Below are 24,966 nucleotides of genomic sequence, written 5' to 3' on the forward strand. Positions count from 1 at the left end.
ACGTACACTTGAGGCCCCTCCCGCGAGCCGCAAGTGTACGTTCGCGCCGCTCCGGGGGCCGCAGCCAGGCGCTTTTGCGGCACGGGGAATTACTGCCGCGCCTCCCGGGTTGGAAACCGTAGTGGCGACATAGTTCGCCGAAACCAACGTCGACTCCCAAGGGGATCACCATGCCAGCAGATGCCCCCTCCAACGTGCGGGAGGCCCTGGCGCAGCCGCCCCGGACCGCCGTCGTGCCCCCGGCGCCCGTCCGGCGCGCGGAGGCCCCGGCGCCCGGGGCGGAGAAGCTGTCACGGGAGTCCGTCACCGTCATCGCCACGCTGCTGGTCGCGACGTTTGTGGTGATCCTCAATGAGACCATCATGAACGTCGCCCTGCAGCGGCTGATGGTGGACCTGCGGGTGGACGCCCCCACCGTGCAGTGGCTGTCCACCGGCTTCATGCTGACCATGGCGGTGGTCATTCCCACCACCGGCTTCATCCTGCAGCGGCTCTCCACCCGGGCGGTCTTTATGCTGGCGATGGGGCTGTTCTCGGCGGGCACCCTGCTGGCGTCGCTCGCACCGGGCTTCGAAGTCCTGCTTCTTGCCAGAATCGTCCAGGCCGGCGGCACCGCGATCATGCTTCCGCTGCTGATGACCACCATCCTCACCCTGGTCCCGGTCTCACGCCGCGGCGCCGTGATGGGCAACGTGAGCATCGCGATCTCGGTGGCACCCGCCATGGGACCGACGGTTTCCGGGGTGATCCTGCAGCACTTCTCCTGGCGGTTCATGTTCGTGTTCGTCCTCCCCATCGCGCTGCTCGCGTTCGGAATCGGTGCCCGGTTCCTGAAGAACATCGGGGAGAACGAGAAGACCCGTCTCGACGTGCTGTCGGTCGTCCTTTCTGTCCCGGCCTTCGGCGGAGTTGTGTACGGACTGAGCCAGATCGGCGGCGGCGACGGCGGTGCCGCCGTCCCGGCGGTCGCGGCGCTCGCCGTCGGCGGCGTCGCCCTGCTGGCCTTTGTCCTGCGCCAGCTCAGGCTGCAAAAGGCCAAGGCGCCGCTGCTGGACTTGCGCGCGTTCAACTTCCGGATGTTCACCGTGTCCGTGCTGCTGCTGGTGGTCGCGATGATTGCTCTGTTCGGCGCCGTGATCCTGCTGCCCCTGTACCTGCAGGAAGTCCGGGGCCTGAAGTCGCTCGAAACGGGTCTCGCCCTGCTCCCGGGCGGCCTGGCGATGGGGCTGCTGGGGCCGGTCATCGGCCGGCTCTTCGACAAGGTGGGCCCGTTGCCGCTGACCGTGACCGGGTCGGTCATGATGGTGCTCTCGCTGTGGCAGTTCTCCCGGTTGGACGGCCAGACGCCGGTCGGCTGGATCATCGCGCTGCATGTGGCGCTGAGCCTGGGCCTGGCACTGCTGTTCACCCCGGCCTTCACCACGGGTCTGAACCCATTGCCGCCGCATCTGTACTCCCACGGCTCGGCCATCATGAGCACCCTGCAGCAGGTGGCGGGCGCGGCGGGCACAGCGTTGCTGGTCTCCATCTTCGCGGCCGTCTCGGCCGGCTCCGGTATCGTCGCCGGCATGCACGCGGCGTTCCTGACCGCGGCCGCCATCGCACTCGCCGCCGTCGTGCTGTCCCTGCTGATGCGCAAGACCGACGGCGCGGCAGCCCCGGGCGGCCACTAAGCGGGCCGGTCTTTCGCGCGAACGTACACTTGGGGCCCCTGGCCGCAAGTGTCCGTTCGCGCTATGCCGCGGGCGCCAAGTGTCCGTTCGCGCTACGCGGAGGGCCGCAACTGTCCGTTCGCGCCCCGGGGTGGGGAGGCGGGTCCTAGCCGGCGAAGAACTCGCTGAGTTCGGCGATGAGCTTGTCCGGTGCCTTGTTGACCCCGTCGTGGCCCATGCCCGGCAGGATGGTGTAGCTGGAGCCCGAGAGCACGTCGTGGATCTGCCCGCAGGCCACCCCGAAGTACGCAGGGCTCTTCTCGCCCACGATGATCAGCGTCTCGAGCGGCAGCTCCAGGAACGGCTCGGCCGGCATATCCGCGGCGATGATTGCCTTGATCTCCCGGACACCGGTCTTCATCAGCTCGCGCAGCTGCTTGCCGACGGGGGTGCCGGCGGTGAGCTTGTTCGCCAGCGTCAGCATGGACAGCGGCATCCGGGACAGGGCGCTTCCGGTTTCGAGGCCGCGGACCAGCACGGCGAGGGCGCGGTCGTCGTCGCCCGCCGCCGTCAGCCGCTCGTATTCGGCAGTCCAGTCCGCGGTGACGCTGTGGTTGACGGAAACGGCCGGGTCGTACACGGCCAGCCGTTCCACCGGCAGGGTGCGTGCCGCGTGCAGCGCCACAGCGCCGCCGAAGCTGTGCCCGAAGACGTCGGTGCTGGCGGTGTGCTTCATCACGGCGTCCAGGTCACGGATGTCCACGTCCAGCGTGTAGTCCTCCGGCTGCGGGGAGGACGAGCCGCGGCCGCGGCGGTTGAACGTGTGCACCGGGCGGCCCAGGGCGGCGCTGAGCTTCTGGGCGAAACGGGTGTAGTCGGCGGCCGTCACCATTGAGGCCGACACGACGACGACGCCGGAACCCGCCGCGGCAAGCTCCGCGCCCGTGCTGAAAAGCTCGAGGGTTCCGCCGTCGGGCGTTCTGATGTTCTCGCGGGTCATGCTCCGAGCCTAGCCGAGGCGCCCGGAACCGCACAGCGGGAAGCGGCTAGCCCAGCCGGCCGCCGGAGATCTCCAGGTAGCAGGACCCGCACAGCGACTCGTACCAGGCGTCCTGGCCGTCGATGGCCACCTGGTCGCCGTCGAACACCACCTCGTCGCCGATCCGGCGGGTGTTGAAGATGGCCTTGCGGCCGCAGCGGCAGATCGTCTTGAGTTCCTCCAGGGTGTGCGCGATTTCCAGCAGCCGGAGCGAACCGGGGAAGGCGCGGGTCCGGAAGTCGGTGCGGATCCCGTAGGCGAGCACGGGGACGTTGTCCAGCACGGCGATGCGGAACAGATCGTCCACCTGTGCCGGCTCGAGGAACTGTGCCTCATCCACCAGCAGGCAGGCCACGGGCGGCGTGTCCACGTGCTGCAGCAGCGCGTCCGGGTCGTCCCCATGGGCGTGCGCGGAGAACAGCTTCCGGGCGGAGGCCCCGGCAGGGATCAGGAAGTCCACCGACCGGGTCATCCCCAGCCGGGACACGACGTCGGCGTCGCCCTTGGTGTCGATGTCCGGCTTGGCGAGAACCACTCTCTGGCCGCGCTCCTCATAGTTGAACGCTGCCTGCAGCAGGCCCGTCGACTTGCCGGAGTTCATCGCGCCGTAGCGGAAGTAGAGCTTGGCCAAGGGGGTCCTTTCGACTTAGGTCGCACCCGATTCTAGTGCCAGACGCCAGCGGGCCGGCCGCAGCCGCCGCAGCCTCAACTGCGCGCGGCCTGCGGCGGCGGTTGCAGCCGTGCACCGGGCAGCCCGGCGTCCGGAGGTGCCGCGCGCCGTCGTCGGTCCGAACCGTCCACGTCTCGATGGCTGGGAGTTCATTCCCGGTCCATTCCACCCCCGCCGCACCGGCGGCGCGCGAACTCCCGGTAAACTTGGGGATTGTGACTTCCCAAAACACCCCCGCCCCGCACACCGCCGCCGAGCACGCCGACGCCAGCGAACAGACGCTGGTCCGGATGGAGAAGCGCGCCAAGCTGATCGAACGTGGCATCGAGGCGTATCCGGTGGGGGTCGAGCGTACGCATTCGCTGACCGAAATCCGCGAGAAGTACGCCCACCTCGTGGCCGACGAGACCACCGGCGACGTCGTCGGCGTGACCGGCCGCATCGTCTTTATCCGCAACACCGGCAAGCTCTGCTTCGCCACCCTCCAGGAGGGCGGGCTCGACGGCAAAGCCGTGCGGCTGCAGGTCATGCTCAGCCTTGCCAACATCGGTGAGGAAGCGCTCGCGGACTGGAAGTCCCTGGTTGACCTCGGCGACCACGTCTTCATCAAGGGCGAAGTCATCTCCTCGCGCCGTGGCGAGCTCTCCGTGATGGCCGAGTCGTGGTCCATGGCGTCCAAGGCGCTTCGGCCCCTGCCGGTGCTGCATGCCGAGCTCAACGAGGAAACGCGCGTCCGCCAGCGCTACGTGGACCTGATCGTCCGCGACGAGGCCCGCGAAATGGTCTATACCCGGGCCGCGATCACGCGCTCGATCCGCGAAACCCTGCACCGCCAGGGCTACGTCGAGGTGGAAACCCCGATGCTGCAGCTGGTGCACGGCGGCGCCACGGCCCGTCCGTTCGAGACCCACATGAACGCTTTCGACCAGAAGATGACCCTGCGCATCGCTACCGAGCTGTACCTCAAGCGCACGGTGGTGGGCGGGATCGACCGGGTCTACGACATGGGCCGGGTCTTCCGCAACGAGGGCGTTGACTCCACGCACAGCCCCGAATTCACCACCCTGGAGAGTTACGAGGCGTGGGCCGACCAGTTCGTCATGGCGGACCGCATCAAGGAGATCATCCTCGACGCCGCCGATGCGGCCGGCGTGGGCCGGGTGCTGCAGACCGAGGCCGGCGAGATCAACCTCGACGGCGATTGGGCCTGGATGGCCGTGTACCCGGGACTGTCCGACTTCGTCGGCCAGGAGATCACCCCGGAAACGCCGGTCGGGGAGCTGCTGGCCCTCGCTGAGAAGCACGAGGTCAAGGTCGACGCCGGCTGGGACGCCGAGAAGCTCGTGGTCGAGCTCTTCGGCGAGCTGGTCGAACCGACCCTGCTCAACCCCACCTTTGTCTATGACTACCCGCCCTCCGCGCAGCCGCTGGCCCGCCACCACCGCGAGGACAACCGGCTGATCGAAGCCTGGGACCTGATCATCGGCGGGATGGAACGCGGCACCGCGTTCTCGGAACTGATCGACCCGGTGATCCAGCGTGAACGCCTCTCCGAGCAGTCCCGCCGTTCGGCCGCCGGCGACGTCGAGGCCATGCAGCTGGACGAGGACTTCCTCCGCGCCCTTGAATACGGTGCGCCGCCGATGGGCGGCATCGGCCTGGGCATCGACCGGCTGGTGATGCTCTTCACCGGTGCCGGCATCCGCGAGACCATCCTCTTCCCGCTGCTCAAGCCCGAAGGCCACTGATCATGGAATACATTGCCGTCCTGCTCCCGTCCGTGGTGGTCGGGCTCATCTTCTGGTTCGCCATGAAGGCCATTTTCAATGCCGACAAATCCGAGCGCCAGGCGGAGGCCCGCGCCCAGGCGGAGGCATCAGCCCGCGGCCCGGAACAGAATCCCGCCCCCGGAAACGGGCATTCCCCCGACCAGCGCTAAAAGGCGCGGGTGATTCCCTCCTGTGGATTTTCTTTGGAAGGGCATTTCCGCTTTGACTCCCGGCCGTAAAACGATGGATACTTTTTACAGATACATCCTGCTTTTCTAAATACTCATCCTTTTGAAAAGAGAGTTTTTATGGCACAGAAAGTTAAAATCATCCTCGTTGATGATCTGGATGGGGGATCCGCGGACGAAACTGTCCGGTTTGGCCTGGACGGCGTCAGTTATGAAATTGACCTGTCCTCAAGCAATGCGTCGGAACTCCGCTCGGCAGTCGAGCGGTACGTATCCCACGCCCGTAAAACATCAAGCGGCCGGGCAACCAGGACAAAAGTCTCGGGAGGCCGTAATCAGGACTCGGCACAGATCCGTCAATGGGCACGGGACAACGGCTATGCGGTAAACAGCCGCGGCCGTATCCAGGCCGAAATTCAGGAAGCCTACCAAAAGGCAAATTCCTAGCGAGGCCTGGCTGTCCGCAGCGTCGGCCCGGTGCCGGGCTGCAATAGGCACTGACAAAGCCCCCGTCTTCCGGCGGGGGCTTTGTCATGTCCGGCCGCGGGTGCTGACATGTTGATCGTGCTGTTGCGTTCCAGCCCGGTTGTTGGCTCGACAAGCGGCTTAGACGCCGGGACACACCGGGACATTCCGGGCCTGGGCCGGTGGCGGCAGGAACAACCGGGCAGGAGCGTGGCCGGGCACCCGGATCAACGCTGGTCGCGGCCCCGGAAGGGGGCGCGCAGGAGTCCCGGTTTCCCCCGTGGCGAACAAGCCCCAAATCTGCAACTCCGCCACGTAGCATCAAAGTACGTCGTAGCTAGGAGTGTGGCGAAATGTTTGAGCGATTTACGGACCGTGCCCGTCGCGTAGTTGTGCTTGCCCAAGAAGAGGCACGCATGCTGAACCACAATTACATTGGTACCGAACACATCCTCTTGGGTCTGATCCATGAGGGTGAAGGTGTTGCCGCCAAAGCCCTCGAGTCGCTGAGCATCTCGCTCGACGGTGTCCGCGAGCAGGTGCAGGAGATCATCGGCCAGGGCCAGCAGGCCCCGTCCGGCCACATCCCCTTCACCCCGCGGGCCAAGAAGGTGCTGGAGCTCTCGCTGCGCGAAGCCCTGCAGCTGGGCCACAACTACATCGGCACCGAGCACATCCTGCTCGGCCTCATCCGCGAGGGTGAAGGTGTGGCAGCCCAGGTGCTGGTCAAGCTCGGAGCGGACCTGAACCGCGTCCGGCAGCAGGTCATCCAGCTGCTCTCCGGCTACCAGGGTAAGGAAACCACGGGTGCTGGCGTTGGCCCCGGCCAGGCCGAAGGCACCCCCGCCGGTTCGGTCGTCCTCGACCAGTTCGGCCGCAACCTGACCCAGGCCGCCCGGGAAAACAAGCTGGACCCGGTGATCGGCCGCGAGCAGGAAATGGAACGCGTCATGCAGGTCCTTTCCCGCCGCACCAAGAACAACCCGGTGCTGATCGGCGAACCCGGCGTCGGCAAGACCGCCGTCGTCGAGGGCCTGGCCCAGGCGATCGTCCGCGGCGACGTGCCGGAGACCATCAAGGACAAGCAGCTGTACACGCTGGACCTCGGGTCCCTCGTAGCCGGCTCCCGCTACCGCGGTGACTTCGAAGAGCGCCTCAAGAAGGTCCTCAAGGAGATCCGCACCCGTGGCGACATCATCCTGTTCATCGATGAGATCCACACCCTGGTCGGTGCCGGCGCTGCCGAAGGTGCCATCGACGCGGCCTCGATCCTGAAGCCGATGCTGGCCCGCGGCGAGCTCCAGACCATCGGTGCGACCACGCTGGATGAGTACCGCAAGCACATTGAGAAGGATGCCGCCCTGGAGCGCCGCTTCCAGCCGATCCAGGTCAAGGAGCCCTCCGTCGCCGACGCGATCGAGATCCTCAAGGGCCTGCGTGACCGCTATGAAGCGCACCACCGCGTCACCATCACCGACGGCGCCCTCGCCTCGGCTGCCAGCCTCTCCGAGCGCTACATCTCGGACCGCTTCCTGCCGGACAAGGCGATCGACCTGATCGACGAAGCCGGTGCCCGGCTGCGCATCCGACGAATGACGGCCCCGCCGGAGCTCAAGGTCATGGACGAGAAGATCGCGGCCATGAAGCTCGAGAAGGAATCCGCGATCGACGCGCAGGACTTCGAAGGCGCCGCCTCGCTGCGCGACAAGGAACAGAAGCTCATTACCGAGCGCGCCGAGAAGGAACGCCAGTGGAAGACCGGCGGCATGGACGACATCTCCGAGGTGGATGAGGATCTCATCGCCGAGGTGCTGGCGAACTCCACCGGCATCCCGGTCTTCAAGCTGACCGAGGAAGAGTCCTCGCGCCTGCTGAAGATGGAAGACGAACTGCACAAGCGTGTGGTCGGCCAGAACGAGGCCATCAAGGCCCTGTCCCAGGCGATCCGCCGCACCCGTGCCGGCCTGAAGGACCCGAAGCGTCCGGGCGGCTCGTTCATCTTCGCCGGCCCCACCGGCGTCGGCAAGACCGAGCTGGCCAAGGCACTCGCGGAGTTCCTGTTCGGCGAGGAAGACGCGCTGATCACGCTGGACATGTCCGAGTACTCGGAGAAGCACACCGTCTCCCGGCTCTTCGGTGCCCCCCCGGGCTACGTGGGCTACGAGGAGGGCGGCCAGCTGACCGAGAAGGTCCGGCGTCGTCCGTTCTCCGTGGTGCTGTTCGACGAAGTGGAGAAGGCGCACGCCGACCTCTTCAACTCGCTGCTGCAGATCCTGGAAGACGGCCGCCTGACCGACTCCCAAGGCCGCGTGGTGGACTTCAAGAACACCGTGATCATCATGACCACGAACCTCGGCACCAGGGACATCTCCAAGAGCGTCGCCACCGGCTTCCAGTCGGGGACGGACACGCAGACCGGCTACAACCGGATGCGTGCCCGGGTCACGGAGGAGCTCAAGCAGCACTTCCGCCCCGAGTTCCTGAACCGTGTTGACGACGTGGTGGTGTTCCCGCAGTTGACCCAGGACGAGATCATCGAGATCGTGGACCTGTTCGTCAACCGCCTGGAGAAGCGCCTCAAGGACAAGGACATGGGCATCGAGCTCACGCCCGCGGCCAAGGTGCTGCTCGCCACCCGCGGTTACGATCCGGCGATGGGTGCCCGGCCGCTGCGCCGTACCATCCAGCGCGAGATCGAGGACCAGCTCTCCGAGAAGATCCTCTTCGGCGAGCTGCACGCCGGCGACATCGTGGTGGTTGACGTGGAGGGCGAAGGCGACGACGCGAAGTTCACCTTCGCCGGCAACGCCAAGCCGCGCATCCCGGAAATCGCTCCGAGCGTCTAGGTACTCAGCGCCCGGGTAGCAACTCCTCGGGCGACAAGCCAAGGCCCCGGCCGCTTCCTTCAAGGAGGCGGCCGGGGCCTTTTTTGCTGTTTGCGCACCTTTCCCGGCGCGGCGGAGTCAGGCGGTCACGGTGATCCATTCGCCGTCGATGGCCGCCTTCAACCTGGCCAGCGGCGCCTGTGCCGGGCCGTTGACCACGCTGCCGTCGGATCCCTTGAAGGAGGAACCATGGCACGGGCACTCGAAGTCTTCTCCGGCCGGGGCCACCGGGCAGCCGGCATGCGTGCAGGCCGCGTCGTACGCCAGCACGGTCTTGTCATCCTGCCGGAAGATCACCACCGTTTTGCCGTTGACATTTCCGGTGGCCGTGCTGCCCACCTTCACCTCGCTGAGCTTGCCGACCCGGACCGGGGTGCCGGCCGGAACTGAGGGGCCGGCCGCCGTCGTCGCGGGAGTGCCGGTGGGTGAAGCGGCGCACGCCGAGAGGGCCAGGGCGCCGCCCCCGAGGGCGCCGGCACCCAGCAAAATAGAACGTCGGGGCAGGGACTTTTCAGGGTTCATAGCCCCATCATGCCAACTCTGCCTGAAAGCCCGCTGCGATTTCCGCGGCGGCCCCAATCTGAAAGCAGTGTTTCACTCTAAGTGAACGGGGTGTGATCCGGGGCACAGGCGGTGTTGAATCGGGGGCATGGCTTCTTCTGACACGCAGACCCCGGGCGAACACCCCGAGACCCCCTTCCACGACCTCGACCACTACCTCGCCATCCCGAGGGTGGGCGGCCTGGCACTGAGTCCCGACGGCAGAAGGCTCATCACCACGGTGGCCACGCTCAACGACAAGGGTACGGAGTTCCGGACGGCGTTGTGGGAACTGGACCCCGATGGCAAGAAACAGGCCCGGCGGATTACCCGCAGCGCCAAGGGCGAGGCCGGCGCCGTGTTCGCGGCGGACGGCAACCTGTACTTCACCTCCGCGCGGCCGGACCCCGAGAGCCCGGACGCCGAGCCGGTCAATGCGCTCTGGGTCCTTCCGTCCGACGGCGGCGAGGCCCGCGTCGCGCTCTCCCGCGCCGGCGGCGTCGGGAGCCTCTTGGCGGCAAAGGACGCCGATGCCCTCTTCCTGACAGCGTCGGTGCTCGCCGGATCCATCGACGAGGACAACGACGAGGAGCGCCGCAAGGACCGCAAAGACAACAAGGTCGCAGCGATCCTGCACAGCGGCTACCCGGTGCGGTATTGGGACGCGGACCTGGGTCCCGCGCAACCGCGGCTGTTCGCGGTCGAGCCGGGCGCCGAGCCGGAGCCCGGCAAGCCGGCAACGGTCGACGCCGTCCCACCGGTCACACTGCGCAACCTGACCCCCGACGCCGGGAACGGGCTCCGCGAGGCGGAAACCGTCGTCAGCCCGGACGGGAAAACCCTCTACAGCAGCTTCACCAGACCGCTCGCCAACGCCGACTCCCGCACCGTGCTCGTGGCGGTCGACGTCGCCACCGGCACCTGCCGGACCCTGCTGGACACCGAGGGCATGAGCTACTTCCCCGGTCCGGTCAGCCCCGACGGCCGGACCCTGGCGGTGCTGAGCGAGACCGAGACGACTCCGGAGCAGGCACCGCAGGTCAGGCTGCACCTGCTCGATGTCTCGGCCGACGACGGCGGCACCGGCCTGACGCCGCTCGCGCCGGGCTGGGACCGCTGGCCGCACCCGGCGGCCTGGCTGCCGGACGGCTCCGCCCTGCTCGTGACGGCCGACGAGGACGGGGCCTGCCCGGTGTTCCGGATTCCCGTCCCCGGGTCGGGCGGCGGAGACTCCGCGCCGGCGCGGTTGACGGCCGACGCAGCCGCCTACACCGACGTCGCCGTCTCCTCGGATGGACGCACCGCTTACGCGCTGCGCAGCTCCTACGAATTCCCGGCGGAGGCCGTCCGGATCGACCTCGCCGGCGGGGGCGTCACCCGGCTGCCGGCCCCGGCGGAGCGCCCCGCCTACCGCGGCACGCTCGAACGGGTGGAAACGACCTCGGCCGACGGCGCCCGGGTGCCGGCGTACCTGGCCCTGCCGGAAGGCGCCTCGGCCGGAAACCCGGCCCCGCTGCTGCTCTGGATCCACGGCGGCCCGCTGGGATCCTGGAACGCCTGGACCTGGCGCTGGAACCCGTGGCTGCTCGTCGCCCGGGGCTACGCAGTGCTGCTACCGGACCCGGCCCTGTCGACCGGCTACGGCCAGGACCACATCCAGCGAGGCTGGGGCGAGTGGGGCAAGGCGCCCTTCCTGGACCTGATGGCCATCACCGACGCCGTCGAGCAGCGTCCCGACATCGACGAGACACGCACCGCGGCCATGGGCGGATCGTTCGGCGGCTACATGGCCAACTGGGTGGCGGGCCACACGGACCGGTTCAAGGCCATCGTCACGCACGCCAGCCTTTGGGCCCTGGACCAGTTCGGCCCCACGACAGACGCCGCGCAGTACTGGCTCAAGGAAATGACGGCAGAGATGGCTGCGGAGAACTCGCCGCACCTGCACGTGGAGAACATCCGCACACCGATGCTGGTCATCCACGGCGACAAGGACTACCGGGTACCGATCGGGGAGGGGCTGCGGCTCTGGTACGAGCTGCTCTCCAAGTCCCGGCTGCCAGCCGATGATAACGGCGAGACCGACCACCGCTTCCTCTACTTCCCGGACGAGAACCACTGGATCCTGCAGCCGCAGCACGCCAAGGTCTGGTACGGCGTCGTCGAGCACTTCCTGGCGAAAAACCTGCTGGACAAGGACCTCCCCGTCCCCGACGGACTCGGTCTCTGACCCCGCCCGTCCCCCGCTCCGGCCCCGGGCGGGGGCGGAGCTGGCCCGCGCCGTAGGATTGGGCTGTGACTGAGACGATCCGCATCCGCCCTGCCCGCACCGGCGACGTCGGCGCAATCAAGACCCTGGTGGCACCCCTGGCCGACCAGCGGATCCTGATGGCCAAGGAAACCGTCGCGTACTACGAAAGCCTCCAGGAGTTCCGGATCGCAGAGGCGCCCGACGGCGAGGTGATCGGCTGCGGGGCCCTGCACGTGATGTGGGACGACCTGGCCGAGGTGCGCACCCTTGCAACGTCCGACGCGTGGCGCGGCAAGGGCGTAGGGCACCTGCTGGTGGAGCGCCTGCTTGAGGACGCGAAGGCGCTGGGTGTCTCCCGCGTGTTCTGCCTGACCTTCGAGGTGGAGTTCTTCAAGAGGCACGGCTTCGACGTTATGGCTGACCAGACAGCCGTGGACCCTGTGGTGTACTCGGAGCTCCTGCGCTCGCATGACGAAGGCGTTGCCGAATTCCTGGACCTCGCCCGGGTCAAACCCAACACGCTCGGCAACACCCGGATGATCCGGACGCTCTAGGCTGCGCTTCCTGCGGGGGTCTACCGCCAAATCAACATGGTGGATAAACTGATCCCGGCCCGTGGGGGCGGGCCGCCAGCTTCCGGAGGCAGAAATTGCAGAATCGCGTGATTTTTCCAGATTTCTCCGCATTCCAAATGACGGTCGACTCCGTACCGGTTGTGCCGGATGCCTCCGGCGCGGGCGGCAGCTCCGGCGGCGCGCCGGGCGACGCCTCCTCCCGCCGGGCCCGGGCTGCGCTTGGCCCGGACGCCTGGCCTAGCTTCGCGCCGGAGGCTGCGGACGGTCCCTGAGCCCCTTGGCGGTGGCCGCGCCGGGAGCCTACCGCTGGCAGGGCCCCGGTAGTAGGGTCTAAGCAAGCAGCCAGGACAACCATCCAGGGAGCACAGCCATGAAGAAACTCATCAACGATCCCAAGGCCGTGGTCGACGAGTCAGTGGAGGGGTTCGGGCTTGCCCACGCCGACCTCGTGACCGTCTACCCGGATCCCAAATACATCGTCCGGAAAGACGCCCCGGTGGCGGGGAAAGTCGGTCTGGTCTCCGGCGGCGGCAGCGGCCACGAGCCTCTGCATGGCGGCTACGTCGGAATGGGCATGCTCGACGCCGCGGTTCCCGGCGCTGTGTTCACCTCACCCACGCCGGACCAGATCCTGCCGGCCACGCTCGCGGTGAACTCCGGTGCCGGCGTCGTGCACATCGTGAAGAACTACACCGGCGACGTACTGAACTTCGAGACCGCCGCGGAACTGGCGCAGGCCGAGGGAGTGGAGGTCCGCACCGTACTGGTCAACGACGACGTCGCCGTGCAGGACTCGCTCTACACGGCGGGGCGCCGCGGCGTAGGCGGAACGGTCCTGGTCGAGAAGATCGCCGGCGCCGCAGCCGAGCGCGGCGACAGCCTCGACGCCGTCGCGGCCATCGGCGACCGCGTCAACCAGAACGTGCGCAGCATGGGCGTGGCCCTGAGCGCCTGCACCGTCCCGCACGCCGGGGTGCCCAGCTTTGAGCTCGAGGACAACGAAATCGAAATCGGCATCGGCATCCACGGCGAGCCCGGCCGGCACAAAATCCCCATGGAGGCCGCCGACGGCATCACGGACCGGCTGCTGGACCCCGTGGTCAGCGACCTCGGCCTCGCCTCGGGGGACAGGGTCCTGTTGTTCGTCAACGGCATGGGAGGCACACCGCAGAGCGAGCTCTACATCGTCTACCGCCGGGCCGCGCAGCGACTCGCTGATCAGGGCGTCACCGTGGAGCGCTCGCTGGTGGGGAACTACATCACCTCGCTTGAGATGCAGGGCTGCTCCATCACCGTCCTGCGCCTCGACGACGAAATGACCGCCCTTTGGGACGCGCCCGTCCACACCGCCGCCCTCCGCTGGGGCGTCTGAACGTGGGGCTGGATGTCGACTGGGCGGTGCGGTGGCTGACGCTTTCCGCGGAGGCAATGGCAGAGCACCGGGTCGAACTTATTGAACTGGACCGGCCGATCGGGGACTCCGACCACGGCGAGAACATGGACCGCGGGTTCAAGGCCGTGATGGACAAACTCTCTGAATCGCCCCCCGAGACCGCCGGGGCGGCGCTGAAGCTGACCGCCATGACCCTGATGTCGAAGGTGGGCGGCGCCGCCGGGCCGCTGTACGGAACGGCTTTCCTGCGCGCCGCCACGGCACTTGGCGATGCCGCCGACATTGACGCCGCCACGCTCGCCGCCGCCCTGCAGGCGGCCCGTGACGGCATCGTGGCCCGGGGCAAGGCCGAATCCGGGGACAAAACGATGGTGGATGCCTGGACGCCGGCGGTGGATGCCTCCGCGACCGCGGCCGGCGACGGCGATGTCCGCAAAGTGTTGGCCGCGGCGGCCGACGCGGCCGAAGCCGGGGCTGTGTCCACCGACCCGATGCTGGCCCGGAAAGGCCGTGCCAGCTACCTGGGGGAGCGCAGCATCGGCCACCGCGACCCCGGCGCCGTCTCCAGCGCCCTGATCCTGCGCGCCGCCGTGGGGGCCGCCGGATGACAGTCGGGCTCGTCGTCGTCTCCCACAGCGAAAAGATCGCCGACGGCGCCGTCGAACTTGCCGCCCAAATGGCCCCCGACGTTGTGATCGTCGCGGCGGGCGGCACCGACGACGGCCGGATCGGGACCAGCCTGGAGAAGGTGATGGCCGCCCTGGAACGGGCGGCCGGAGGTAGCGGGATCGTGGTGCTCACCGACCTTGGCTCCGCCGTCATGACCGCGGAATCAGCGGTCGAGTTCGCCGCCGATCCGGAGTCCATCCACCTGGCCGATGCCCCGCTTGTCGAGGGCCTCGTCGCCGCCGCCGTTTCCGCCCAGGCGGGGGCCGACGCCGGAACGGTGAAAGACGCAGCCGAAGCCGTCTATCGCCCCCCGGCCCACCCGCACGCGCCCGAGCACGAGCACCAGCAGCCGCCGGATGCCCAAGGCGACTTCGAACTCGTCAACCAGGCCGGGATGCACGCGCGGCCGGCTGCCAAGATTGCCGGCGGCCTAGCCGGAATGGACGCCGACGTGACCATTAACGGCGTCGACGGCGCCTCAATGACAGAGCTCATGATGCTCGGCGCGGGTAAGGGGACCGTACTGCACATTGAGGCCAGCGGCGCGGACGCAGCCAAAGCGGTGGACTACCTCGGCGGACTGATCAGCGCCGGCTTCGGCGAGCCCTAGCCCTAGGCCAAGGTCACCCCGGGAGCCGCAGGCCGCCGGGATGCAGCTCGGCCAGGCCGTCGCTCAGCAGCCCCGCAACGGCCCGTTCAAGCTGCTCGGGCGCCGAGTCCAGCCGGTGCAGCGCCGCCAGCGGGACGCCGATCCCCTCGGCGCCGAACCCCAGGTCCGCGGGGGCGCGCTCCAGCAGCTCCCGGGCCACCGGCTCCTCGGCCATCCGCAGGACCGCCATCACGGCCCCCCGAACCTGCCGGTCCGTCCCGTGCCAGGCCTGCCCCTTGGGCGTGTAGGTGGGCGGCGGCTCGCCGGCTGCGAGCCAGGCACACGCAGCGCGGACGGGGCATTCGCCGCATTTCGGCGACCGCGCGGTGCAGACCACCGCCCCCAGTTCCATCACGGCGGCGTTCCAGCGGACCGAGGCGGCATCGTCGTCGGGCAGCAGCTGCGCGGCCAGCCGCATCTCCCCGGCCGTCAACGCCGGCGCCGGCAGCGCGGCCCCGGTAAAGAGGCGTGCGTGGACCCGGCGGATGTTGGTGTCCACCACCGTCTCCCTGCGGCCGAAAGCAAAGGCGGCGACGGCGGCCGCGGTGTAGCTGCCCACGCCGGGAAGTTCCAGCAGATCCGGGTAGCTGCCGGGCACCTCGCCGTCGTGGTCGTTCACAATCGCGACGGCGGCCGCATGCAGCCGAAGCGCCCGCCGCGGATAGCCCAGCCGACCCCAGGACCGGACCGCCTCGCCGGCAGGCTCCAGGGCGAGATCGGCGGGGGCGGGCCAGCGAAGCAGCCATTCTTCCCAGACCGGCCGCACCCGCACCACGGGGGTCTGCTGCAGCATGATTTCGCTGACCAACACGCCCCAGGCGGAGCAGTCGGCGGCCCGCCAAGGAAGGTCCCGGGCGGTGTCGGCAAACCAGGAGGCCAGGGTGGCGTGCAGTTGCTCGAGCGGCACGGCCGGCTGGGCGGGGACGGCAGCGACGGCCGGGAGGGTGGGGGAATCGGCTAAGGCTTTGATCGAACCAGCTTAATAGAGATGCGGACCATAGTGCCGCCGGCGGCGTGGTGGGTCAGTCTGGACCGCGGCGTTCTCTAACCTAGGAGGATGGTCAGGCAAGGCAATTCAGGAACTCACGGTTCGGGACCGAAGGCTTCCGCCAAGGCAAAGACCAACGGCAGGCCGGTGCGGAAGCCGGTCAGCTCCCTTTACCGACGCCGGCGGCTCTTCGCCGGGGCGATCCTGCTACTGGTGCTTGCCCTCGCAGTCGGTGGATTCGCGGCGATCTCCAACGCCATGAACGGTGCAACACCGGAGGCCGCCGGCAGCGGCTCCCCCCGGCCCGAAACGCCGGCGAGTACCGGCACCGCAAGCCCGCAGGCGTCCGCCACGCCCAGCCCGAGCGCCGGCTGCGACCAGAAGCTGCTGACGGTCTCCGCGGCAACGGACAAGGCCGCCTACGCCGCAGGCGAGAACCCGTTGCTCACCCTGAAGGTCACCAACGGAAACCAGGTGCCCTGTGAGGTCAACATCGGGACCTCGCAGATGGAGTACCTGATCACCAGCGGCTCGGACCGGATCTTCTCGTCCAGGGACTGCCAGGCGGAAAGCAGCGACTTGGTCAAGACCATCCGCCCCGGCCGGAGCGAGACGGCCAACTTCCCGTGGCAACGCAACCGCACCGTCCAGGGCTGCGCCGCGGTCGACGCCAAACCTGCGGGCGGAACCTATGTCTTCACCGCCCGGCTGGGAAACAAGACCAGCCCAAGGGCCGTCTTCCAGCTCGGTTAATCCTTTTCGAGTGCTTCGCAGATGCCGTTTTGCCGGTCCATAAGGGCGGTTACGGAGCAGCCGGCGGGGCCTAGAGGAACCGGTCGAGCAGGCTGGCCTCGGCCATCCGGCTCAGGCCCTCACGGACCGTCCGGGCGCGCTGGTCGCCGATGCCGTCCACCGTCATGAGGTCATCGATCGTGGCCGCCATTAGGAACTGCAGCCCGCCAAAGTGGTCCACCAGCCGGTCGGCGACGGCCTTGGGCACCGCTTTGAGGCCGGAAAGCAGGCGGTATCCGCGCGGCTGCACGACGGCGTCGAGGTTCGCCTCGCCGCCGGCGAAGCCGACGATCCCCGCGATCTTGCCCAGGTCGATCAGCTCGGTCGGCCCCAGGTTCACGAGGGCCTTGACGGCGTTGTCGATGTCCGCGGCGGACGCGCTGGGGCTCGAGTAGTCACGGATGATCACGTCGCTGCCCGGTCCGCGGCCCACCGTCAGTTCGTCCAATTGCAGGGAGAGCAGGCGGCCGTCCTCGCCGAGTTCCAGCACGTACTGGGAGATCTCCTCGGAAATGCGCCGCACCATCTCCTGGCGCTGCAGCGTCACGGCCACATCGCGGACCGTCACCATGGCCTCGATTTCCAGGGCCGACAGCGAACTGGTCACCTGGTCCAGGCGCGAGCGGTAGCGCTCCAGGGTGGCGAGGGCCTGGTTGGCGCGCGCCAGGACCTTCTCGGAGCCTTCCAGGACGTGGCGCAGGCCGTTCACGTAGAGCGCGATGATCTGCATCGACTGGCTCACCGAGATCACCGGAACCCCGGTCTGGATGGCGACGCGTTCGGCGGTCCGGTGCCGGGTTCCCGTTTCCTGGGTCTCGATGCTTGAGTCGGGGACCAGCTGGACCCCGGCGCGCAGGATGTTGCTCGCATCCTTGTCGCAGACAATGGCGCCGTCCATCTTGGCCAGTTCCCGCAGCCGGGTGGGGGAGAAGTCGATGCCGATCTCAAAGCCGCCGGAGCAGATGGATTCGATGGTCCGGTCGATGCCGAGCACAATCAGGGCACCCGTGCGTCCGCGGAGAATGCGCTCCAGTCCGTCCCGCAGGGCAGTGCCCGGTGCCACCCTGGCCAGCGTCGCCTTCAGTGCATCTTCGGGACTCCGAGCCATAGGTTTTCCCTTCAAAGGTGCAGGACGATGCCTGCAAGTACACCGGTTTTTATCGGTTTTCCACCGTTTGCCGGCAAGAACAAAAGTGCCCGGTTTCCCGTATCCACCATCATAGGGGCAACCGCGGGCGGTTTCCGCACGGTCAAGCCTCAAAGTGGCCCGTTCCCGCCGTGCCGGCGGTCCCGCGCAGACGGCCATCCGCCGGTACTCGAAACCCGCATTTTCGCGGGTCTGTCGCGGGGCCGTCCGGGCGTCCGTCCGGCGGCCGTCCGGCAGTCCGGTTGCCGGGCCGGCCGCCGGTCTGCCGGCCGCGCTTCCAGCCGCCCTGCCCGGGCGCGCCGCCGCCTGCGATAAACTTGGAGCCTTGGGTGTACCGCGGGCTCTCCGCGCCGTGACCCGTCCACAGCCGCAGCGAAAGTAGCACCGTGTCTCAAGATGTCCACAGCCCCGCCCGAGTCCAGGAGATTCACAAGCAGGCAGCCCGGCGCCGGACCTTCGCAGTGATCTCCCACCCCGACGCCGGCAAGTCCACGCTGACCGAGGCGCTCGCCCTGCACGCGAAGGTGATCGGCACCGCCGGCGCGTCCAGCGGCAAGGCCAACCGCAAGGAAACGGTCTCCGACTGGATGCAGATGGAGAAGGACCGCGGCATCTCCATTAGCTCCGCGGCCCTGCAGTTCGCCTACCGCGACACCGTGATCAACCTGCTGGACACCCCGGGCCACGCGGACTTCTCCGAGGACACTTACCGGGTGCTGGCCGCCGTCGACTGCGCCGTGATGCTCGTGGATGCGGCCAAGGGCCTGGAAACCCAGACCATGAAGCTCTTCGAGGTCTGCAAGCAGCGGAACCTGCCCATCATCACCGTGATCAACAAGTGGGACCGGCCCGGCCTGGACGCCCTGGCCCTGATGGACGAGATCACCGAGCGCACCGGCCTGCAACCCATGCCGCTGACCTGGGCGGTGGGCATTTCCGGTGACTTCCGCGGCGTCTGGGACCTGCGCAACGACCGCTTCGCCCAGTTCAAGCGCAACAACGCCGGCGCCAACATCGCGCTCACCGAGTACTTCAGCCCGGAGGAGGCCGCCGCCAGCCAGGGCGGCGACTGGTCCAACGCCGTGGACGAGGCCGGGCTCGTGATCGAATCCAACCTGGCGTTCGACGTCGACGCCTTCCACGCCGGCAAGGCGACGCCGATCCTGTTCAGCTCCGCCGCGCTGAACTTCGGCGTGAAGGAAATCCTCGACGCCCTGGTGGACTACGCGCCGCCCGCCGCCCCGCGGCCCGACGTCGACGGCGCCGCGCGCCCCGTCGACGCCCCGTTCGCCGGGTTCGTCTTCAAGGTCCAGGCCGGAATGAACAAGGCCCACCGCGACCACGTTGCGTTCATCCGTGTCTGCTCCGGCGTCTTCGAACGCGGCATGGTGGTCACGCAGGGCCGCACCGGGAAATCCTTCGCCACGAAGTACGCCCAGCAGGTCTTCGGCCGCGAACGCGAGGTGATCGACGAGGCCTTCCCCGGCGACGTCGTGGGCCTCGTGAACGCTTCCTCGCTGCGCGTCGGGGACAGCCTGTTCCTGGAGCAGCCGGTGGAGTTCCCCGCGATTCCGCTCTTCGCCCCAGAGCATTTCCAGGTGGCGCGCTCCAAGGACCCCAGCCGCTTCAAGCAGTTCCGCCGCGGCATCGAACAGCTCGAGCACGAGGGTGTCATCCAGGTGCTCCGCTCCGATATCCGCGGCGACCAGGCGCCTGTACTGGCCGCCGTCGGCCCGATGCAGTTCGAGGTGGTCGAGGACCGGATGGCGCACGACTTCAGCGCCCCGATGCGGCTCGAGCGGCTGCCGTACTCCCTCGCACGGATTACGACGGCGGACGCCATGCCGGCGCTGGCCAACGTACCCGGCGCCGAGGTGCTGCTGCGCTCCGACGGCGAGTACCTGGCCTTGTTCAACGACGTCTGGGCTCTCCGCCGGATCGAGAAGAACCACCCGGATTTGACGCTGGCGCCGATCGGCACGCACAACCCGGCAAAGTAGGCGCCGGAGACGCGTACGGCGCACTTTCCGGCAGCCCGCGGAGGCTGCCGGAAAATGCCTTCCGTTTTGTCTTCCCGAATCCGCATTCCGCGGTATCATAAGTAACCTTGCTAATTTCGCGGGCGCTGGCGGTGGGGGCCGGCTTTGAGGACTGATCCGCCCGATTCCATGTGCGGACCCCTATCGAGGGAACAAGAAACTCGTTGACAATAACTATGGAATCCGGCTTTCTGCTCAGCGGACGGTACCGGATCGATGCCCTCATTGGCAGGGGAAGCCAATCGACCGTGTACCGCGCGCGCGACGAACTGCTGCAGCGCGAGGTGGCGGTCAAACTCTTCCGCAATGATGCGGACGACCTCGAGCACACCCGCCGACAGGGCCAGGAGGTGCGGATTCTCGCGGGAATGAGCCACCACGCCCTGGTGACACTGTTGGACGCCGGCGCCGACCTCAGCAGTCCGGACTCCCGGCTCACCTACCTCGTGATGGAACTCGTGCGCGGGCAGGACCTGCGGGACCGGTCCCTGCAGGGACCGCTCTCCGCCGCGCACATGGCCCACATCGGCTACGACCTCGCGGACGGGCTGTCCTACATCCACCACCACGGGATCGTGCACCGGGACATTAAGCCGGCGAACATCCTGCTGGTGGACTACAGCAACGACGACCGCCGGCCCCGGGCCAAGCTCACCGACTTCGGGGTCGCCGCCATCCTGGGGCACAACCGCGCGGACGACGGCGGCACCTCCGGGACGCCGGCCTACCTGAGTCCCGAACAGGCCGCCGGCGAACCCGCCGGCCCGGCCAGCGACGTCTATTCGCTCGGCCTCGTGCTGCTCGAGGGGCTGACCGGCAAGATGGCCTACCCGGGCGCGCCGGTCCAGTCCGCCGTCGCCCGGCTGCTGCACGACCCCCAGATTCCGGAGGAGCTCGCCCCGATGTGGGTGGCGTTGCTGTCCTCCATGCTGTCCCGGGATCCTGCGGCCCGGCCGCCCGCCCGCGAGGTCTCGCTCGCCCTGCGCCAGGAAGTCATCAACGGCGCCGGCCGCCACCGGCAGCTCGGCGGGGCCGCAACGACGGACGAGGACGGCCGAATGCGCGCCGTCGAGCGGTACCGGATCCTCGACACCCCCGAGGACGGCGCGTTCACCCGGATTGCGGCGCTCGCGGCCCGGGTGTTCTCCGTGCCGGTCGCGATCGTCAGCGTCGTGGACCACGACCGGATCTGGTTCAAGGCACACCACGGCACCGACGTTACCCAGATCGGCCGGGATCCCGGGCTCTGCGCCTCGGCGATCCTGCAGGACGGGCCCTGGATCGTCGAGGACGCCGTAACGGACCCCCGGACGCTCTCCAATCCGCTGGTGGCCGGGGACTTCGGGCTGCAGTTCTATGCCGGCGTCCCGCTGCGCACCCCGGACGGCCACAACCTGGGCACGTTCTGCATCCTGGACCGGGAGCCGCGGGAGTTCAGCGCGGAAGACACCCGGACGCTCGAAGACCTGGCCGCAATTGTCATGAACGATCTTGAGATGCGGCTGCAGAGCCGCGAGGCAATCGCCAGCTAGCGGCCTACAGCGCCTGCCAAATACCGCACGGCCGGTCAGCGTCCGCCGCATCCGGGCATCTAGTGCGTCAGCGCCGGCCGGCGTGCAGCGCGAGCTCCAGTTCGAACCGCGCCACCGGGTCCTCCAGCGCTTCGCCGAACAGCTCGCGCAGCTGGGCCGCCCGGTAGCCCACGGTCTGCGGGTGAATGCCCAGCTCTGCGGCCACCGGTGCGCGCTGGCCCCAGTGGCGCAGCCAGGACAGCAGGGTTTCGGCGAGCCGCTCGCGCTGCGCCGGGCGGAGCCCCTCCAGTGGCGCGAGGCGGCGGTTGGCCAGTTCGGTGATCGCGGAGGGCTCTGCACCAAGGATCACCGCCGCGAGGTGCTCGTCGGCCCAAATGGGCGCATCTTCCGGCCCGTCCCGGCGCGGCAGGATCGACGTAGCGAGCACGGCCAGCCGCAGGGATTCGGGGACTTTCTCCCAGCCGCCGGCCGGGCCCACGGAGGCGCCGCGGCCCCGCAGCGCCTTGTCCAGGTCTTTTCGCGCGGCTGTGGAGTTGCGCGCCGGCACCAGCGCCACGGCGTCGGTCTCGCGTTCGATCACCAGCGTGCCCGGGCCCAGCCGCAACCGCAGTCCGGCGGCGCGGTCCACCGGCAGCGTGACCACCGACATACGCTGCGGCAGCGACCAGTCCGCCATGGCCGCCGTCTGGCGCAGCGCCGCCTCGTCCGCTTGCCCCAGCAGCAGCAGGTCCAGCAGCTCGGTGCGGCGCCGGTCCACCGCCCCGGCGCGTTCGGACTGCTCAAAGGCATAGGCCTCGGCGCTGACCGCGGAGAGCTCGTCGATGTAGGCAAGGATCGATTCGCCGAGGTCCACCACCACGTTCTGGCCCAGGTGGTGTTCCACCGAGACCCGCGACATTTCCCGGAACGTCACCCGCGCGCCCATCCGGTAGGCGCTGAGCAGCGCATCCATGCTCCTGCCCTGCCGGAATTCGCCGCTGCCCAGGCCGGCGACCAGTTGCCGGCTCTCCTCGGAGAGCGCCGGCAGCGTGGTTCCCGGAAGCTGCAGGAAGCGGTCCAGCGCCGTCGCGACACCGCGCCGCAACCCCCGCCCGAAACGGCCCTCGATCGGCCGGGCGTAGGCGGGAACCAGCTGCGGCACGGCATCGATGATGGCCTCCACGATGCCGGGCATCCGGGGCCGGAGCATGTCGCTGACCTCCTTGGGCAGCGCAAGCCAGGGCGGGTCGTAGGAGGGGGAGCCGGGGTGCCCGGCGGGATATGTGTCCATGGCAGGATTCCATATAGTTGTTGTGAGGAGATAGTTTCCAGGAGTAAATCGTATGCCTTGGATGCAGATTTATGGCCCAGCCTGACATAGGATTGTTGAATGATCCGGCTCCGTAAGCTGGCGCGCGCCGCATCTCTACTGACCACCCCCCTAGCTCCAGAAGACATTCTGTCGCTGTTCAACCCCGTTTTTTCTGCCCGCCAGTTACGCGGCGTGGTTACCCGGGTGGTTCCAGAAACGGCCGATTCCGCCACCATTTTCTTCCGTCCCGGCCGAGGCTGGCAAGCGCACCGCGCCGGCCAGTGGGCCCGCATCGGCGTCGAACTCGACGGCGTGCGCCACTGGCGGTCCTACTCCCTCAGCGCACCCGCCGGCCAGGACCCCGCCATCACCGTCACGGACATGGGTGCCGTCTCCGGAACCCTGGTCCGCACCACCAAACCGGGCGACGTCCTCTTCCTGGCGCCGCCGCAGGGCGACTTCGTGCTGCCCGAGCATCCGCGCCCGCTGCTGATGCTCACTGCGGGGAGCGGCATCACCCCGGTGATGTCAATGATCCGCACGCTGGTCCCGCACCGCCCGGATGCCGACGTCGTCCTCATCCACACGGCGCGGACGGCGGCCGACGCCATCTTCCGCGAGGAACTGGCCGAGCTCGCGGATCAGTTCCCCAACTTCACGGTCACGCACTGGTTCACCGGGGAACGCGGGCGGCTGGATTTCAGCACCGCGGCCGGGCTGGACACGCTGTGCCCGGACTGGCGGGACCGCGCCGCCTACGCCTGCGGCCCCGAGGGTTTCCTCGACGACGCCGAGACGCTCTGGGAAGCCGAGGCGGCTCCGGGCAACTCCGATGCGGCCTCGACCCTGACGATTGAACGCTTCAGCACCAATCTGGCCGGCGGAGAAGGGCATGACGGCGGACTGGTGACCTTCGAAGCCTCCGACCGTGAAGTCGAAGCCGACGGCGACACGCCCCTGCTCGACGTCGGGGAGGACGCCGGCGTGCTGATGCCCAGTGGCTGCCGGATGGGCATCTGCCACAGCTGCCTCATCCCACTCCGGGCCGGCCAGATCCGCGACCTGCGCACGGGCGAAGTCCACGGCGAGCCCGGCCAACTAATCCAGACGTGTGTTTCGGCAGCCGCCGGACCCGTTAACCTCGACCTCTGAGGAGAACCCACATGACCACACTTACAGATAAGCCGGACATTGCCGAAGGCGGCAGCTCCAGCACTGGCTCCGCTCCCGCCGGGAAGCCCGTCGCCGCCGTGAAGAAGCGGCCCGGGGCGCTCGCCGAAACGGGCAGCCCGCTGCTCCGCCCGCCCGCCGCGGCGCACCTCTCGGACGAGCAGGTCGCCGAGCTGGGCCGTGAACTCGACGCCATCAAGGACGACATTCTCGCCAAGCGTGGCTCCTCCGACGCCGCCTACATCCGCCGCATGATCAAGATCCAGCGCGGACTCGAGATCTCCGGCCGCGCAGCGCTCCTGGTCAGCAAGAACAAGGCCGCCTGGCTCACCGGCACCACGCTGCTGAGCTTCGCCAAGATCCTGGAAAACATGGAGCTGGGCCACAACATCCTGCACGGCCAGTGGGACTGGATGCGCGATCCGGACATCCACTCCACCACCTGGGAGTGGGACTTTGTCACCCCGGCGCGCTCCTGGCAGCACACCCACAACGACCTGCACCACCGCTGGACCAACGTCGTCGGCAAGGACAATGACATCGGGTACAACCTGCTGCGCATGGATCCGCAGCAGGAATGGAAGCCGTTCAACCTGGGCAACCCGCTCTATAACGCGCTGCTGGCGCCGGTCTTCGAGTGGGGCATCGCGATCTATGACCTCGAACTCGTGGACTACAAGGAGGGAAGGAAGTCCAAAGAAGCACTGAACAAGGACCTCAAGGCGCTCGGCCGCAAGGCCCTCAAGCAGTTCACCAAGGACTACGCCGCCACGCCCGCCGTCGCCATGCTCACCGGCTCCGGCAAGCAGGCCCTCTACGGCACGCTGACCGCCAACGCGGTCCGCAACGTCTGGGCCCATGCGGTGATCTTCTGCGGGCACTTCCCGGACGGGACGGACACGTTCACCGAGGAAATGGTCGACGGCGAGACCCGCGGCGACTGGTACGTCCGCCAGATGATCGGCTCCGCCAACATCTCGGGCTCCAAGTTCATGCACCTGATGACCGGCAACCTCTCGCACCAGATCGAGCACCACCTCTTCCCGGACCTGCCGTCCAACCGCTACGCCGAGGTGGCGCCCAAGGTCCAGGAGATCTGCCGGCGCTACGGCCTGCCGTACACCACCGGCCCGATCTGGAAGCAGGTCGGCTCCACCTGGGCCAAGATCTTCCGGCTGGCCCTGCCGCCGAAAAAGACCTAGGCACCCGCGCCCCACGACCGGGCGAGTGTGATTGGCGAAAGGGGCGCCCGCCATCGCGGC

At 68.3% G+C, this 24,966-nt stretch carries 22 protein-coding genes; 16 read left to right on the forward strand and 6 right to left on the reverse strand.

The window, feature by feature from the left end:
- Positions 1-170 precede the first annotated feature (170 nt).
- Positions 171-1,673 carry a DHA2 family efflux MFS transporter permease subunit gene (locus ACUYM2_RS00660; RefSeq protein WP_481598309.1) on the forward strand — a complete coding sequence of 501 codons (1,503 nt, stop codon included), beginning with the start codon at positions 171-173 and terminating at the stop codon, positions 1,671-1,673.
- A 145-nt stretch (positions 1,674-1,818) separates the two neighbouring features.
- Here ACUYM2_RS00660 and ACUYM2_RS00665 read toward each other — a convergent pair whose 3' ends face one another.
- Positions 1,819-2,652, reverse strand: a complete 834-nt coding sequence (locus tag ACUYM2_RS00665; protein ID WP_481598310.1) for an alpha/beta fold hydrolase — start codon at positions 2,650-2,652, stop codon at positions 1,819-1,821.
- A 46-nt stretch (positions 2,653-2,698) separates the two neighbouring features.
- Complete coding sequence (locus ACUYM2_RS00670) at positions 2,699-3,322, reverse strand: thymidine kinase (RefSeq protein WP_481598311.1); 624 nt, start codon at positions 3,320-3,322, stop codon at positions 2,699-2,701.
- Positions 3,323-3,576: 254 nt separating this feature from the next.
- On the opposite strand from ACUYM2_RS00670, the gene lysS reads away from it, so the two are divergent.
- The 4 genes from lysS (at position 3,577) to ACUYM2_RS00690 (ending at position 8,629) form a co-directional block, all read left to right on the forward strand.
- Positions 3,577-5,109, forward strand: coding sequence for a lysine--tRNA ligase (gene lysS, locus ACUYM2_RS00675; protein WP_481598312.1), 1,533 nt, complete (start codon positions 3,577-3,579; stop codon positions 5,107-5,109).
- 2 nt (positions 5,110-5,111) lie between these two features.
- Complete coding sequence (locus ACUYM2_RS00680) at positions 5,112-5,300, forward strand: hypothetical protein (RefSeq protein WP_481598313.1); 189 nt, start codon at positions 5,112-5,114, stop codon at positions 5,298-5,300.
- Positions 5,301-5,438: 138 nt separating this feature from the next.
- A complete protein-coding gene (locus tag ACUYM2_RS00685; protein WP_481598314.1) occupies positions 5,439-5,765 on the forward strand; it encodes a histone-like nucleoid-structuring protein Lsr2 in 327 nt (108 codons plus the stop codon).
- A gap of 371 nt (positions 5,766-6,136) precedes the next feature.
- Positions 6,137-8,629 carry an ATP-dependent Clp protease ATP-binding subunit gene (locus ACUYM2_RS00690; RefSeq protein ID WP_481598315.1) on the forward strand — a complete coding sequence of 831 codons (2,493 nt, stop codon included), beginning with the start codon at positions 6,137-6,139 and terminating at the stop codon, positions 8,627-8,629.
- 117 nt (positions 8,630-8,746) lie between these two features.
- Here the strand turns inward: ACUYM2_RS00690 and ACUYM2_RS00695 are convergent, their stop codons facing one another.
- Positions 8,747-9,190: a QcrA and Rieske domain-containing protein gene (locus tag ACUYM2_RS00695; protein WP_481598316.1), complete on the reverse strand. Its 444-nt coding sequence runs from the start codon at positions 9,188-9,190 to the stop codon at positions 8,747-8,749.
- Between the two features lie 127 nt (positions 9,191-9,317).
- Here ACUYM2_RS00695 and ACUYM2_RS00700 point away from each other — a divergent pair, with 127 nt between their 5' ends.
- The 6 genes from ACUYM2_RS00700 (at position 9,318) to dhaM (ending at position 14,706) form a co-directional block, all read left to right on the forward strand.
- Positions 9,318-11,438, forward strand: a complete 2,121-nt coding sequence (locus tag ACUYM2_RS00700) for a S9 family peptidase (protein WP_481598317.1) — start codon at positions 9,318-9,320, stop codon at positions 11,436-11,438.
- A 65-nt stretch (positions 11,439-11,503) separates the two neighbouring features.
- Positions 11,504-12,013: an amino-acid N-acetyltransferase gene (locus ACUYM2_RS00705; RefSeq protein WP_481598318.1), complete on the forward strand. Its 510-nt coding sequence runs from the start codon at positions 11,504-11,506 to the stop codon at positions 12,011-12,013.
- A gap of 137 nt (positions 12,014-12,150) precedes the next feature.
- The gene (locus ACUYM2_RS00710; RefSeq protein ID WP_481598319.1) at positions 12,151-12,306 is read left to right on the forward strand and encodes a hypothetical protein; all 156 of its coding nucleotides are present in this window, start codon (positions 12,151-12,153) and stop codon (positions 12,304-12,306) included.
- A gap of 98 nt (positions 12,307-12,404) precedes the next feature.
- A complete protein-coding gene (dhaK, locus tag ACUYM2_RS00715; RefSeq protein ID WP_481598320.1) occupies positions 12,405-13,406 on the forward strand; it encodes a dihydroxyacetone kinase subunit DhaK in 1,002 nt (333 codons plus the stop codon).
- Between the two features lie 2 nt (positions 13,407-13,408).
- Positions 13,409-14,035, forward strand: coding sequence for a dihydroxyacetone kinase subunit DhaL (gene dhaL / locus ACUYM2_RS00720; RefSeq protein WP_481598321.1), 627 nt, complete (start codon positions 13,409-13,411; stop codon positions 14,033-14,035).
- The gene (gene dhaM / locus ACUYM2_RS00725; protein WP_481598322.1) at positions 14,032-14,706 is read left to right on the forward strand and encodes a dihydroxyacetone kinase phosphoryl donor subunit DhaM; all 675 of its coding nucleotides are present in this window, start codon (positions 14,032-14,034) and stop codon (positions 14,704-14,706) included. Before dhaL ends, dhaM begins: the two co-directional genes overlap by 4 nt.
- 13 nt (positions 14,707-14,719) lie before the next feature.
- Here dhaM and ACUYM2_RS00730 read toward each other — a convergent pair whose 3' ends face one another.
- The gene (locus tag ACUYM2_RS00730) at positions 14,720-15,556 is read right to left on the reverse strand and encodes an HhH-GPD family protein (protein WP_481601364.1); all 837 of its coding nucleotides are present in this window, start codon (positions 15,554-15,556) and stop codon (positions 14,720-14,722) included.
- A gap of 246 nt (positions 15,557-15,802) precedes the next feature.
- Between ACUYM2_RS00730 and ACUYM2_RS00735 the strand changes: the two genes are divergently transcribed.
- Positions 15,803-16,486, forward strand: a complete 684-nt coding sequence (locus tag ACUYM2_RS00735) for a hypothetical protein (RefSeq protein WP_481598323.1) — start codon at positions 15,803-15,805, stop codon at positions 16,484-16,486.
- A gap of 70 nt (positions 16,487-16,556) precedes the next feature.
- Here ACUYM2_RS00735 and disA read toward each other — a convergent pair whose 3' ends face one another.
- Positions 16,557-17,633 carry a DNA integrity scanning diadenylate cyclase DisA gene (gene disA / locus ACUYM2_RS00740; RefSeq protein WP_481598324.1) on the reverse strand — a complete coding sequence of 359 codons (1,077 nt, stop codon included), beginning with the start codon at positions 17,631-17,633 and terminating at the stop codon, positions 16,557-16,559.
- A 425-nt stretch (positions 17,634-18,058) separates the two neighbouring features.
- On the opposite strand from disA, the gene ACUYM2_RS00745 reads away from it, so the two are divergent.
- Both ACUYM2_RS00745 and ACUYM2_RS00750 read left to right on the forward strand, forming a co-directional pair.
- Positions 18,059-19,672 (forward strand): peptide chain release factor 3, encoded by a 1,614-nt coding sequence (locus ACUYM2_RS00745; RefSeq protein ID WP_481598325.1) that lies wholly within the window; start codon positions 18,059-18,061, stop codon positions 19,670-19,672.
- 215 nt (positions 19,673-19,887) lie between these two features.
- A complete protein-coding gene (locus ACUYM2_RS00750; protein WP_481598326.1) occupies positions 19,888-21,243 on the forward strand; it encodes a protein kinase domain-containing protein in 1,356 nt (451 codons plus the stop codon).
- 67 nt (positions 21,244-21,310) lie between these two features.
- Here ACUYM2_RS00750 and ACUYM2_RS00755 read toward each other — a convergent pair whose 3' ends face one another.
- Positions 21,311-22,513, reverse strand: a complete 1,203-nt coding sequence (locus ACUYM2_RS00755; protein ID WP_481598327.1) for a PucR family transcriptional regulator — start codon at positions 22,511-22,513, stop codon at positions 21,311-21,313.
- A 99-nt stretch (positions 22,514-22,612) separates the two neighbouring features.
- On the opposite strand from ACUYM2_RS00755, the gene ACUYM2_RS00760 reads away from it, so the two are divergent.
- The gene (locus ACUYM2_RS00760) at positions 22,613-23,686 is read left to right on the forward strand and encodes a ferredoxin reductase (protein ID WP_481598328.1); all 1,074 of its coding nucleotides are present in this window, start codon (positions 22,613-22,615) and stop codon (positions 23,684-23,686) included.
- Positions 23,687-23,697: 11 nt separating this feature from the next.
- Positions 23,698-24,906, forward strand: coding sequence for a fatty acid desaturase family protein (locus ACUYM2_RS00765; protein ID WP_481598329.1), 1,209 nt, complete (start codon positions 23,698-23,700; stop codon positions 24,904-24,906).
- Positions 24,907-24,966 lie beyond the last annotated feature (60 nt).

This window comes from Arthrobacter sp. SD1074B, from assembly GCF_056780195.1.

Coding starts and splice junctions, on each gene's coding strand:
- ACUYM2_RS00660 (WP_481598309.1), top strand. CDS start 171: ATGCCAGCAGATGCCCCCTCCAACGTGCGGGAGGCCCTGGCGCAGCCG.
- ACUYM2_RS00665 (WP_481598310.1), bottom strand. CDS start 2,652: ATGACCCGCGAGAACATCAGAACGCCCGACGGCGGAACCCTCGAGCTT.
- ACUYM2_RS00680 (WP_481598313.1), top strand. CDS start 5,112: ATGGAATACATTGCCGTCCTGCTCCCGTCCGTGGTGGTCGGGCTCATC.
- ACUYM2_RS00685 (WP_481598314.1), top strand. CDS start 5,439: ATGGCACAGAAAGTTAAAATCATCCTCGTTGATGATCTGGATGGGGGA.
- ACUYM2_RS00690 (WP_481598315.1), top strand. CDS start 6,137: ATGTTTGAGCGATTTACGGACCGTGCCCGTCGCGTAGTTGTGCTTGCC.
- ACUYM2_RS00695 (WP_481598316.1), bottom strand. CDS start 9,190: ATGAACCCTGAAAAGTCCCTGCCCCGACGTTCTATTTTGCTGGGTGCC.
- ACUYM2_RS00700 (WP_481598317.1), top strand. CDS start 9,318: ATGGCTTCTTCTGACACGCAGACCCCGGGCGAACACCCCGAGACCCCC.
- ACUYM2_RS00710 (WP_481598319.1), top strand. CDS start 12,151: ATGACGGTCGACTCCGTACCGGTTGTGCCGGATGCCTCCGGCGCGGGC.
- dhaK (WP_481598320.1), top strand. CDS start 12,405: ATGAAGAAACTCATCAACGATCCCAAGGCCGTGGTCGACGAGTCAGTG.
- dhaM (WP_481598322.1), top strand. CDS start 14,032: ATGACAGTCGGGCTCGTCGTCGTCTCCCACAGCGAAAAGATCGCCGAC.
- ACUYM2_RS00735 (WP_481598323.1), top strand. CDS start 15,803: ATGGTCAGGCAAGGCAATTCAGGAACTCACGGTTCGGGACCGAAGGCT.
- disA (WP_481598324.1), bottom strand. CDS start 17,633: ATGGCTCGGAGTCCCGAAGATGCACTGAAGGCGACGCTGGCCAGGGTG.
- ACUYM2_RS00750 (WP_481598326.1), top strand. CDS start 19,888: ATGGAATCCGGCTTTCTGCTCAGCGGACGGTACCGGATCGATGCCCTC.
- ACUYM2_RS00755 (WP_481598327.1), bottom strand. CDS start 22,513: ATGGACACATATCCCGCCGGGCACCCCGGCTCCCCCTCCTACGACCCG.
- ACUYM2_RS00760 (WP_481598328.1), top strand. CDS start 22,613: ATGATCCGGCTCCGTAAGCTGGCGCGCGCCGCATCTCTACTGACCACC.
- ACUYM2_RS00765 (WP_481598329.1), top strand. CDS start 23,698: ATGACCACACTTACAGATAAGCCGGACATTGCCGAAGGCGGCAGCTCC.